The following is a 12486-nucleotide window of genomic DNA, read 5'->3' on the forward strand; positions in this document are numbered from 1 at the left end:
TACGTAAATATTAACGAGTATGAATAAGAAAAAAATGCTGCGGCATGAAATGCAAGGAAGCTTGCACATGATGCAGCAGCATGGAGAATAGGTGAAACGGTTTAGACAATCTGAGCGATACAATCTATCCTTATTTTATTTCTTTCATAAATGTCTTAAAATTTTCGGCGATTTCTTTTGATTTGGTATGGTGCAGATAATGTCCTGCATCAAGTTTTACCAATTTTCCTTGTACGGAATTTTTGACTTGCTCTTCATGCAATGATATCCAATCTTTTAAGAGAGTATCATCCCCTTGAACAAAGAGCAAAAGGGGGAGATCCTTTGGAAAAGTTGAATTTAGAGCCCCTTTGTAATTAGAAGACATATTTTCCACTTCATTTAAGTTAGTGTAATTATAAGTGTTTCTAAGCGTAAGCAATCTCAATTGTTCTTTAGTTTCATCATCAAACGGTAATTCAGCATAGGGATTTCCACTTGATTTAAATAACAATCTGCCCAAGCCTGATTTTCTAAGTAGTTTTAATTTTCCTGTTGGTACTTTAACACCTATTCTGTCTTCCGTTGCAATACTGTTATCAATCCCGACAAATGCACTCACTTCGTTTGGATATTTGTTCACATAATTCAAACTGTACATACCGGAAATAGAGTGTGCCATTAGAATATAACGGTCAATATTAAGCTGCTTTACAGCTTCATGAATTTCACTCACAATGTTTTCTGTGGTTCGCTCTTTTTCAGTTCTATCACTTAATCCATAACCGAAAGGCTCAATCACAACAACTTTGTAAAATGGTGATAGTTCATCTATTAGCAGCTTAAAATCAAGTCCCGGTGCCACCGTTCCATAACCAGGTAAGAGCACAACAGTCTCTTCACCATTTCCTTGAATCAAAACATTCATATTTTTACCATCGACGCTTACAGACTGACCATAGGGTTTTATTTTAGCTTGGTCCGATTTATTGAGGAAAATATTAGCGACAAAAACAGTCACTAGAAAAAGCACTATTGCAGTAGCTAAAGCCCCTAAGGAAATAAGTATAATTTTAAGCGGTTTATTCATCCTTTTTTTTATAACCTCTTCTTCTGGTTTCACTTGCATCTTCTCCTGTTCTAATCGCTTTATTCTAGCTATCTTAACGAGTTGCTAAAGGAAGCTTACCCGATGAAGATGAACTATACATGACGACAATATGAACTGAATATGAACGAGCGAAAAAAAGCTACAGCACCACTCGTAAGGGATTTAGATATTCTGAGTACCCATAAAATGAATATGAGGTGAGCAATTATGTTGAAATTTATCAAACAATATTTGCCTAGTGTTGCTATCGCAGTGGTCCTATCTTTGTTTGTAAGAACTTATGTTGCTGAAGCGATGAGGGTTCCTACTGGCTCTATGATTCCTACAATTGAAATTAATGACCGTCTAATCGTTGAAAAAATGTTATGGATGACGACACTCGATCATGGAGATATCGTCGTGTTTACGCCTCCGGTAGCAGGTGATGAGAATAAAAGATATGTAAAGCGGTTGATAGGGTTGCCAGGTGATACCATTGAAATTAAAGATGGAGCCCTTTATAGAAATGGAACAGAGATCAATGAACCCTATCTTAATGAGCGGATGAACTATACTTTTGGACCCGTTACGGTTCCGGCGGATCATTACTTTTTTCTCGGAGATAACCGGAATATAAGCTACGATGCTCATCTCTGGGCTACTCCTTTTGTAGCGAAGGATCAGTTGATTGGAAAAGTGATAGCGGACTTTAGTATTCCTTTTTAGGTGATGTTGCGGGGGTCTTTTGAACTAATTGAGAGTGTTAATGAGACTTTAACCATATTGTGACTTTGGAATAATTTAGCTATCCTTAAGGTAAAATATACCTATTGATAGGAAGGGTGCAGAATTTTGAAAGCTCATGTCACGGATCTCAAACATGGCGATTGTCTTATGTTGGACACTTTTAATAGTGTTGGTTTACACGTGCTCCCAAAAGGGACAATTGTTTACCAAGAAGAAATCACCCTCCTGATGAGACATCGTATCGATTATGTCGATATTGAACCTCGCAGCATTGCGATGGATAATGAGGGAACGAATCTGGAGCAAAGTCTAAATGGAAACTTTGATCTAGCGATCCAAAACTATGAATCTATTTTTCTAGAAGCACTCAGCAAGGGTAGTTTCACGCAGTCAGATGTTGATCTTACGTTGCAGCCCTTGCTGGAAAAAATGGATGAACATAAGGATGTAGTTTCCTTATTGTTGTTGCTTGAACGAGAAGACGTTGGTACATACAATCATTCATTACAGGTCGGACTGCTATCATTTTACATAGCGACTTGGTTAGGTTATACCAAAGAAGAACGCTACGAGATTAGCCGGGCAGGGTATTTACACGACATAGGAAAAAGTCAGATCGACCCATCTATCTTAAATAAGACGGGGATCTTAACCCCTGAGGAAACTGAAGAACTAAAGCGTCACACTTCGTATGGATACGATATTATTCTTAAATCTATGAATGACGAGAAGACCGCTCTGGTGGCGCTTCAGCATCATGAATTCGAGGATGGGACTGGTTATCCTAATATGCTTCGTAAGGCGGACCTGCACCCGTATACACTGATTGTGGCTGTTGCTAATGCCTATGTTGGGATGACCTCTGCAAGAGTGAATCAACCCAAACAAGGGCTGATTACCGTTCTGCGCAAGGTGCATGAGCTGGGCTTTGGCAAGCTGAATGGAAATGCGGTACAAGCTTTGATTGGACATTTACTGCCGAACTTCGTAGGTAAAAGTGTTCAGCTTAGCAACGGAGAGCAAGGTACGATTATTATGAACAACCCTTTGGATATTTTTAAACCGTTAGTGAAAGTAGATGAAACTACGTTTAGGGATTTATCCAAGGAGCGAAATTTGACCGTTGAGGAAGTATTTATTTAACGAATAGTTTTGTCTGGATAAATGGAAAGGCTATCTCCTGATTCAAAATCAGAGGATAGTCTTTTTATGTTATAATCGAAATTGGGTTAACAACCCGTTAATATGAAGTAGGAGAGTGCTTATCGTGATCATCAAGTTCATTCGTTTGCGTTAATTCGAGGTACAATTCAATGATACCAACATCCATTTTTTTCAAAATGTGACGGGTCTTATTTAAGTGTGCATTCTTTGATTACCAAATTCGAATGAAATGAGGAATAAACAATGAGCGAAAAGATATTTAAAGTAAACGGTATTGATATATGTTCGGATAGTTTTGGAGACCCCAGCAATCCTGCAGTATTACTAATTATGGGTGCCACTTGTTCAATGGTTTATTGGGATGAGGAGTTCTGTAAACGATTAGCAGATACAGGACGATATGTTATAAGGTATGATAACCGGGATGTGGGACGTTCTGTTGTATATGAGCCTGGGAGTTCTAATTATACGGTAATTGATATGGCCGATGATGCTGCTGGGTTACTTGACGCTTATAATATAGAACAGGCAAATATCGTTGGGATGTCCTTAGGTGGAATGATTGCACAAGTCCTTGCTATACGTTATCCCCAAAAAGTTCTAACCTTAACATTGATCGCATCTAGCATTTTTGAATCTGATGATAATGACCGGAACTTACCTCCAATGGATGAGAGGATCCTCGCTTTTCATGCCAATGGAGCTAGTCTGGATTGGTCAGATGAAGAAGCGGTCGCAGATTACTTGGTTTCCGGTTCCAGCATACTCTGTGGATCAAAACATAAATTCGATGAGAAAAGAGCGTATAAACAAGTTAGGATGGAAATAAAACGTGCAAACAACTTGCTCAGCATGTTTAATCATTCGCTTCTTACAGGAGTGGATGACTACGAGGGGAAGGCGAAAAATACCATGGTTTCTACCTTAGTTATCCACGGTACAGAAGACAGCGTACTTCCATTGGAGCATGGTCTGGCGCTTGCCGATGAAATTCCTAATGCGTCGCTACTAACCCTAGAAGGAACGGGTCACGAAGTTCACCCTGATGATTGGGAAACAATAATTAATGCTATTTCGAATCATACATTAGGCAGTAATGCTTAACGAGGTTTAAATAGTTAGATAGTGAAGGGTTACAATACGGTGATGCCGATTGTAGCCCTTTTTCTACTTCTCCTTAGGAATTAAAGCGTTTAACTAATTTTTCCTTATGTGCAGTAAATGCCTCTTCTAAAGTGATACCATACAAATCGGCTAACAAGGCTATATTTCCTAGCACATCACCAATTTCCTCAATCAAGTCTTGTTTCAGTTGCTCTGGTGGAGGGGTAGATTCATCTGGGCGATCTCTTCCGATTTCATAGGAGCGTACTGCCCGTGCAACCTCACCGGTCTCTTCCATAAGAAATCCAACCCGTATAAAAGGACCATAATCGGTCCAGCCTCTTTGTCCATAATAATTTTTAATCCATTTCTGCACTTCATTGATCTCCATATTATGTAGCACTCCTTAATCTTATATATGATTTATTCTCCAACATATAGTATATTAGATGTCGGATGTTATCAATATATAGTTTGGAGATGAGGATTTGAAATCAATTTGTGTTTTTGCAGGATCGAATTTAGGGGTGCATGAGGAATATAAAGTCAAAGCTGTTGAACTTGGAAACTACATGGCTATGAACGATTATCGCTTAATTTACGGGGGGTCAAAAATTGGATTAATGGGTGAAGTCGCCAATGCTGTTTTGAACGGTGGAGGTGAGGTGATCGGAGTTATGCCTAGGGGATTGTTTAATGGAGAGATGGTACATAGAGAATTAACGCAGCTGATAGAAGTGGACGATATGCATGGACGAAAAGCAAAAATGGGGGAGCTGGCGGATAGCTTTATTGCTTTACCCGGCGGTTTTGGAACGTATGAAGAGCTGTTTGAGGTATTGTGCTGGTCACAAATCGGTATACATAAGAAACCGGTAGGGGTTTTAAATATCAGGAATTATTTTGATCCTCTGATGAATCTAATTCAACACAGCATTAACGAGGGATTTTCTAACGCTTCGCATCTTAGTTTGTTAAATATAGATCAAGAACCCTTGGAACTATTAAAAAAATTAGAAAGTTATGTCCCTCAAACGTTGGAGCAAAAGTGGAAACAGCTTAACTAAAGAACAGTTACTGTAACAGATGAAAGGGCTGCCGAGAGGGAGCTCTTTTTCTGCTAATCATTGGTTGTGGTAGAATATGGGTATGCTTCAAGGAGGTGTGCGAATGAACGTAAAAAAGAATGTACTATTCATTTTATGTTTAGTTGTAATTGTAGCTATTATTGGATGGATCACTATAGAAGTTGGGCATTCCAAATGGAATTTTGAACGTCAGTTAAATGCGGAACTACAGGGACTCCAAACCATAAATCAAGTAAATTATAATTCCGATGCTGATGCAGTGAAAGAAATAAGCCTAATGAAGCATCCTTTGAACATAAAGGTCCTTTCTACAACTCCTGAAGTAGCACCAAGACCTGATTATTTTCGCGATGTAATGGTTGAAATTAATGATAAGCCTTTTAAAGTGCGAATGGCTTGTTATACTAAACCCTTGTCTAATACCCCATTTGAAATATGGGATTTGAATCAAATTAACTTTGAATAACCTCACATTCGCTCGCTGAATTTGAATTTCACTAGTGGATTGGCTATGATAAATATAGAGAAAAGCTACAAGAGGAGAAATGGATAATGACCCCCGAGAATCAAATCGAACAATTTAAGAAGCTTAAGCACGAGATCACCCGGTTTATGTTGATTTATAAATTTGCGCTTGATGAGATGGAGACGAAGATTGAGATCCTCAAACAGGAGTTTCAGTCTCTTCACGATTACAGTCCTATTGAACATACCAAATCGAGAATCAAGTCTCCCGAGAGTATTATGAACAAAATGCTCCGTAAAAATGGAGAATTATCTCTAGATTCTGTGAGAAATTGTATTAAAGACATTGCAGGTCTACGAATTACCTGTTCTTTTATCTCAGATATTTATCATGTAAGTGAAATGCTTCAGAAGCAGGACGACTTAACGGTTCTTGAAGTGAAGGATTATATTAAGAATCCCAAGCCTAACGGTTATCAAAGTTTGCATTTGCTGATTCAGGTACCTGTATTTATGTCAGATCGTCAGGAGTTAGTGTGCGTTGAGGTACAAATTCGTACCATTGCTATGGATTTCTGGGCAAGTCTCGAACATAAAATTTTCTATAAATATAATAAGTCAGTACCAGAGAGTATGACGCGTGAATTGAAAAATGCAGCGGATGCCGCTCATGCACTTGATCTGCAAATGGAGCGACTGCATCGGGACATTAAGGAAATCAAAGACGACGATGAAGATGATGATCTTAGTTCCTTTGAGGAGCTTCGCCGTATAGTGATTCACAATCAGCAATTCACACTTCCAGCTAACTTTATTAAGCTGCTTGGAGACAAATAATCTGATTATATCACCTAGAGTTACCGTTTCTGGTTAACTCTAGGTTTTTTATTGTAGTTATCATTGCCACGTACAACTAGAATAGAGTATTCTCAACTTGAAAGAGAGACTTGTAATCATTGGCTTCATCAATTTGATATGAAGGAGAATGAACATGAGTGAGCGTAGACTCCGAACCATTACTGTAAATCAAATCGGATATCCGGTGGGTGGAGAAAAGATTGCAGTGTTTACTGGTGCTGGACATGACTTTCAGGTTGTTGATGTTGATCATAGAAATGTTGTATTCGAAGGGCAGACAGGTGCTCCCAGATTTGATGAGGCAAGCGGAGTAACTGTACATACAGGTGACTTTTCTGAGGTTCATGCAGTGGGCAGATACCGGATTGAGCAAGGTGAGGGGATAGCTTCGGCATCATTTATAATCTCAGATAAACCTTATCAGGAGCTTCAACAGGGCTTGCTGAAGGCCTTTTATTATTATCGTTGCGGGGTTGAGTTGACTGAAGAGTATGCTGGAGATTGGAAGCATAAGGCATGTCATACAGCAGAGGGAATTGTATATGGTGAAACGGAGCGTCGGCTAGATTGCTCTGGAGGCTGGCATGATGCAGGTGATTATGGTAAATATAGTGGACCCGGAGCCAAGGCCATCGCCGATCTGTTACTAGCCTATGAGTTATATCCATCTGCTTTTGTAAGCGCTATCCCGATTCCTGAAAGTGGGGGGATAACTCCAGATATATTGCTGGAATGCAAAGTGGAGCTGGATTGGTTATTCAAAATGCAAGACTATAGAACAGGTGGAGTGTATCATAAACTGACTACGCTGAGCTTTCCAGATTTGGATGTGATGCCAGAGGCTGATACAGCAGATCTATATTTCTCACCGGTGTCAGCAACCGCCACTGGAGATTTTGCTGGAGTCATGGCCATGGCAGCGCGGATATATGAGCCCTTTGACTCAGCCTATGCGAAGAAATGTCTGGATGCCGCAACACTAGCTTGGGAATGGCTTATTCAACATCCAGATGCGCCAGGGTTTATAAATCCGCCAGAAATTAGCACCGGTGAATATGGAGATGGGAACGACAAGGATGAGCGGTATTGGGCAGCTGCGGAGCTCTATCGTACGACGGGGAAAGAAGAATACCATCAAGCTGTTCTGCAACTGGTGCAGTTGTCTTTTTCAAAATACAGTCTAGGCTGGGCAGATATGGGGGGCTACGGCACGCTTGCGTATCTATTAAATGGTGAAGATCTAGCAGACCGTGCTTTGTATGCTTCCTTAAGAGAAGGACTTCTAGCTGAAGCTGGATGTTTATCTGAACAGAGTCGCGAGGATGGCTATAGGATCTCTTTGAAAGAGGAAGACTATATTTGGGGTAGCAATATGCTAGTAATGAACAATGCTATGCTGCTGCTAGTGGCTGAATATTTTAGTGGAGATTCGAGCTTTGCGGACTGTGCGCTAGATCATTTGCACTATCTGATGGGTCGTAACGTACTGGATATCAGTTATGTTACCGGATTTGGCGATCATCCAGTGATGCATCCGCATCATCGTCCATCTGTTGGTGACCATGTGGTTGATCCTGTGCCGGGTCTTGTATCTGGGGGGCCAGATCGTGGGCTTCATGATGAATATGTAGTAGAACATTTACAAGGAAAACCAGCCGCTCGGTGCTTTGCCGATCATGAACTTAGTTATTCTACGAATGAGGTAACGATCTACTGGAATTCACCTGCGGTGTTCGTTACAGCTCGTTTTAATCAATAAATTAATTAATATATGGGAAAGGCATGTCTCATGGGGGAGATGCCTTTCTCTTTTTTATGCAGCTAAAATGCTATAATACGAAATGGTATGATATTTTTTCGATTGGCAATAGGAGGTAAGGCATTGAGCAGTATTTTTGAAATTCAAAGACTTGCAAAATTGAACTGGAAAAGCAGCGAACAAGCTTCGAAATATCTATTCTCGGACATCTCCGCTGAAATATCTGAATCGGACCGAATCGCTCTGATCGGTGCCTCGGGTCAAGGTAAAAGCACACTACTTAGAATAATGGCTCTGCTGGATGCCCCAGATGAAGGGGATATGCTTGTCAAGGGCACTTCATTCAAAAATATGGATTCAAGGCTGTGGAGAATGAAAATCGGGTTCGTGGCTCAACAAGCGGTTATGTTGCCTGGCAGTGTGGAGGATAACCTAAGAACCGTCAGCAAGCTGCATGACAGACCATATGACCATAAATTAGTGCAGCGGTTATTGGAACAACTAGGGCTGGAACAATTGGATTTGAGTAAAAAAGCAGCAGATTGCTCTGGCGGTGAAAAGCAGCGGATATCCCTGATTCGGTCATTACTTCTGCGACCTAATGTTCTACTGCTCGATGAAATCACTGCATCACTAGACATTGACAGCACTCAAAGGGTAGAGGATCTACTAGAACAGTGGCATAAAGAAGAAGGGACTTCAATGATTTGGGTGACCCATGACCTTAAGCAGGCTAGCCGAATAAGCACTACTACATGGTTTATGGGGAATGGTAAGCTGGAACAACACTTGAGTGAATCTTTTTTTGCTGAATCTGCGGAAGACTTGGCAAAAAGATTTATTCGACCGTTAGAAGGAGCGTCATTCTTATGAGTTATACTGCACTGAGTTTCACGCTTCTGTTTGTGCTAGGGACGATGTTGGTCTCGGTATGGCAAAAGCTCGGACTAGAAAAAGATATTATTGTAGGCACGATAAGGTCGGCAATTCAATTGCTTGCGGTCGGATATGTATTGCAATTTATTTTTAAAACCGATCAGATGATCTATGTTATTTTGATAATAATCTTCATGATAAGTGTAGCCGCATGGAATGCAGCGAAAAGAGGAAAAGGTCTACGTGGATTAGTCTGGAGAATTGGACTTGCGATCGCTACTATGGAGCTCCTTATGATGGGGATTCTGCTCGGCTTACATATTATTGAGGCGACCCCACAATATATCATTCCCATTAGTGGCATGACCATTGGTAGCGCTATGGTTGTCTCGGGTTTGTTCATTAATCATATCAAGCATGAAATACAGCAGAGCAAAGGGGAAATCGAGACCCTGCTGTCACTCGGTGCAACGGTTCCACAAGCGATCCATGAAGTTAGAAAAAGATCTGTGAAATTCAGCATGATCCCTACCATCGACGGAATGAAGACAGTAGGACTTGTCCAGCTTCCAGGTATGATGACGGGTATGATTATAGCAGGCGCTGATCCGGTAATCGCTGTTCGCTACCAGATTCTGATTGTGTTCTCATTCACCGCTTCTGCGGCCATAACAAGTATACTGCTAAGTGTACTGAGCTACCGACTCTTTTTCACGCCTGATCAACGGCTTAAACAATCGGTAGAACGATAATAGATTTCTATTTCTCACAAGCGATTCCGTTATTGTCACGGTCGCTTTTTTTGTTGGCATTTTGGTTACATAAAAGTTAGCGATAACGGGGAATAATTAGAATTCAATTCACATGAGGTGAAAAAGCTTTCTATGAGGTGATTCTGATTAGTAAAAAGAAATTGGCGGCTACCCTGATCGCAGGCGTATTGCTTCTGCCAGGTATCGCAATAGGTGCACCTGATAACGGAACGGTGATTCAGTCTAATGGAAAGCTGCTCTCAGCCATGCCTTTGCCAGCCCCGGAGTCTAAACGAATCATATTACCAACAGCATTTCAAGCGGCTGAGTTATACGGGTTCGGGTTGCAGCACAGGAATGCGTCGATTCAATATTCGATCTTTTCCAAAGAACTCAAAAAGGTTATGTATCCGCAGTTTGTTGAACTGAACTGGGTAACTGGTGTATCCAGCCCATGGATCACAAAGTACGAGGTTACTAAAGAAACAGTAATTAACCAAAATTCAGAGGTCATAGAAATGCGCATAGATTCTGCGACCTCAAATGGTCCGGAACCATCCATGCTACTGACGATCTCACTTGTTAAAGATCATAATAGCTGGGTGATTACCGGAGTGAAGCCGAATCCTTAAATGACATGCGGAGAATTGTAAAAAGAGTAAGCGTAGTAGGGAACATTCCCGTACGCTTGCTCTTTTTTACTGACTGAATGCATTATTCCGCTATTACGCGACTAATCTCTACCCGCCTTGACCATCAATTCCGCCATCATTTTTGGCTCGGTTCGGACAGTGGTCATATGATCACCTTTGCCCTCGATGAAGCGGAAAACGCCCAAATGACTGGATTGAGTCGGGTGAAACCCATATGGACCTTGTGGGATAGCCGTGTCTTCCGTCAGATAAAGATAACTTTTAGGGATTTGGAGACTGTAGAATTTCTTGAGATCCAGCTTTTCAAACAGTGGGGTAGCTGGTTCAGGCGGAGCTTGTTTATAAAAGGCTTGTGCTTGCGCAAGACTGGCAGTGTTGACGAAGGTATCCCGGAAGAGCGGGAAAGGGAGCGTGATGGTGTTATTACCGGAAGCGTCTCTCAGCTGTTCAAAGGATTTAAGTGACTCAGCAGGAAATTGATCTGCCACACTTTGCCCGTCAAGCGGCGCGAAGGCATCAAAGAACACGATCCGTTTGATCCGATCAGGTACTTGCTGGGAAACTGTTTGAATGACTGATCCGCCGAAGCTATGTCCGAGCAGAATAAAATCCTTCAAGTCTTTTTGTTTAATATAGTCGACAACGGACTTTGTGATTTGCTCATGTGTTACATTATTATTCTTATCCGCGCCATGTCCTGCATATTCCGGTGTGTAGACGGTGTGCCCTAACTTACGAAGCTCAGAGGCTGTTTCATCCCAAAAACCTGCAGTAGCCCAAGACCCATGAATCAGAACAAAGGTTAATGGAGTCTGTTTAGTAGAGGATTTGTGGTTAGCGGCTGCAACCGTGGAGTGTTGATTCAAAGGCTGCAACCCCATAATGGTGAAGATAGAGATACATAACGCTAATACTATTTTAATGTGAATCGATTTCATACTTTGCCTCCTGTATAGTGTGAGAATTTAACATTATAGAGGATGCCCCGATTGACAGAGAAAGATGAATTTTTATTGGAGTCAGTGAATCTCCGGCACCTAGGCATAGGCAAACGCATATGTTGTTCTAGGAAATCAAAAATTTACGGGAACAGAAGGGTAGGAATAAACAGTGACTTCATACATGGATTATACGTCCCCTAATACACAATTTACTTTTGATGTGAACACTAATACTCTCTTTAAAAAGGATGCCAACAACTACATTAATTTACTGTCGGTTAAGCAGTTGAACACACTGGAGAATACCTCACTCCTTGATATTTTTCTTAGCAAATCGAATGTGGTGGAGCCTCATTATCATCAAAATGCGGCAGAGCTTGTCTATTGTATCTGCGGTTCAGCAGTAGTGTCTATACTCAATCCGTTTACAAATGAACTTCTTCATTTCCCAATATGTCCAGGTCAAGTGGCGAATGTGCCGCAAGGCTGGTGGCATTATGAAGTAGCTACTGTCGATAATACACATCTGCTTGCCATTTTTGACGCACCTATTCCTGAGGTTATCTTAGGCTCGGATATTTTGAGCAAAACTCCGGCAAATGTATTGGCCCATACTTACTGTTTGAATGAAGCATTGGTAAAGGAAGCGTTAGCTCCTATTAAACCTGGCACCTTTATCGGCCCACCTGCCGACTGCTGTGAGGAAGATAAAGTAAAGGGAGTCAATAATATGGCACCAAATATGTCTCCTAATATGAATATGCATGCAAATATGAAACCAAATATGCAACCTAACATGCATCCAAACATGCAGCCATATGCTCATATGCAAGCTCAGCCCATTCCTATAGCTTCTCAAATGCCTCCAGCGACGCAAGCTTTTAATTATCAGCCTTACCCAATGCAAGGATACTACACTCAAGGCTATGAACAGCACTATCGCCAACAGCCTTATGTACAACAACAGCCGAATTATCAATATTCAAATAATCAAGAGTAACAACAAAAAA

Annotated in this window: 14 protein-coding genes; 11 read left to right on the top strand and 3 right to left on the bottom strand. The window is 41.0% G+C overall.

What is annotated here, in order from left to right; genetic code table 11:
* Positions 1-130 precede the first annotated feature (130 nt).
* Positions 131-1108, bottom strand: coding sequence for an alpha/beta hydrolase (locus MKY19_RS11020; protein ID WP_339270466.1), 978 nt, complete (start codon positions 1106-1108; stop codon positions 131-133).
* Positions 1109-1297: 189 nt separating this feature from the next.
* On the opposite strand from MKY19_RS11020, the gene lepB reads away from it, so the two are divergent.
* From lepB to MKY19_RS11035, 3 genes are all read left to right on the top strand, one after another.
* Complete coding sequence (gene lepB / locus MKY19_RS11025) at positions 1298-1795, top strand: signal peptidase I (protein ID WP_076283028.1); 498 nt, start codon at positions 1298-1300, stop codon at positions 1793-1795.
* 126 nt (positions 1796-1921) lie between these two features.
* Positions 1922-2959 (top strand): HD domain-containing phosphohydrolase, encoded by a 1038-nt coding sequence (locus tag MKY19_RS11030; RefSeq protein ID WP_042187147.1) that lies wholly within the window; start codon positions 1922-1924, stop codon positions 2957-2959.
* A 264-nt stretch (positions 2960-3223) separates the two neighbouring features.
* Positions 3224-4084, top strand: a complete 861-nt coding sequence (locus MKY19_RS11035; protein WP_339802725.1) for an alpha/beta hydrolase — start codon at positions 3224-3226, stop codon at positions 4082-4084.
* Positions 4085-4157: 73 nt separating this feature from the next.
* Here the strand turns inward: MKY19_RS11035 and MKY19_RS11040 are convergent, their stop codons facing one another.
* Complete coding sequence (locus MKY19_RS11040) at positions 4158-4475, bottom strand: MazG-like family protein (RefSeq protein ID WP_076283026.1); 318 nt, start codon at positions 4473-4475, stop codon at positions 4158-4160.
* 97 nt (positions 4476-4572) lie between these two features.
* On the opposite strand from MKY19_RS11040, the gene MKY19_RS11045 reads away from it, so the two are divergent.
* From MKY19_RS11045 to MKY19_RS11075, 7 genes are all read left to right on the top strand, one after another.
* Positions 4573-5151 carry a TIGR00730 family Rossman fold protein gene (locus tag MKY19_RS11045; RefSeq protein ID WP_339270469.1) on the top strand — a complete coding sequence of 193 codons (579 nt, stop codon included), beginning with the start codon at positions 4573-4575 and terminating at the stop codon, positions 5149-5151.
* A gap of 103 nt (positions 5152-5254) precedes the next feature.
* Positions 5255-5638, top strand: a complete 384-nt coding sequence (locus MKY19_RS11050) for a hypothetical protein (protein WP_339802728.1) — start codon at positions 5255-5257, stop codon at positions 5636-5638.
* Between the two features lie 86 nt (positions 5639-5724).
* Positions 5725-6474, top strand: a complete 750-nt coding sequence (locus MKY19_RS11055) for a GTP pyrophosphokinase family protein (protein WP_042187155.1) — start codon at positions 5725-5727, stop codon at positions 6472-6474.
* 154 nt (positions 6475-6628) lie between these two features.
* Positions 6629-8254, top strand: a complete 1626-nt coding sequence (locus tag MKY19_RS11060) for a glycoside hydrolase family 9 protein (RefSeq protein ID WP_339802732.1) — start codon at positions 6629-6631, stop codon at positions 8252-8254.
* Positions 8255-8377: 123 nt separating this feature from the next.
* On the top strand, positions 8378-9127 hold the full coding sequence (locus MKY19_RS11065) for an ATP-binding cassette domain-containing protein (RefSeq protein WP_339802734.1): 750 nt from the start codon (positions 8378-8380) through the stop codon (positions 9125-9127).
* Positions 9124-9882, top strand: coding sequence for an iron export ABC transporter permease subunit FetB (gene fetB / locus MKY19_RS11070; protein ID WP_042187159.1), 759 nt, complete (start codon positions 9124-9126; stop codon positions 9880-9882). The genes MKY19_RS11065 and fetB overlap by 4 nt, the downstream gene beginning before the upstream one ends.
* Positions 9883-10019: 137 nt before the next feature.
* Positions 10020-10514: a hypothetical protein gene (locus MKY19_RS11075; protein ID WP_339802737.1), complete on the top strand. Its 495-nt coding sequence runs from the start codon at positions 10020-10022 to the stop codon at positions 10512-10514.
* 101 nt (positions 10515-10615) lie between these two features.
* On the opposite strand, the gene MKY19_RS11080 is transcribed toward MKY19_RS11075, so the two are convergent.
* On the bottom strand, positions 10616-11473 hold the full coding sequence (locus MKY19_RS11080) for an alpha/beta hydrolase (protein ID WP_076283022.1): 858 nt from the start codon (positions 11471-11473) through the stop codon (positions 10616-10618).
* A 184-nt stretch (positions 11474-11657) separates the two neighbouring features.
* On the opposite strand from MKY19_RS11080, the gene MKY19_RS11085 reads away from it, so the two are divergent.
* Entirely contained in the window at positions 11658-12476 is an 819-nt protein-coding gene (locus MKY19_RS11085) for a cupin domain-containing protein (RefSeq protein ID WP_339802739.1), read from the top strand.
* Positions 12477-12486 lie beyond the last annotated feature (10 nt).

The sequence above is a fragment of the Paenibacillus sp. FSL R5-0744 genome, assembly GCF_037972555.1.
In the GTDB taxonomy this organism is placed as follows: Bacteria; Bacillota; Bacilli; order Paenibacillales; family Paenibacillaceae; genus Paenibacillus_AQ.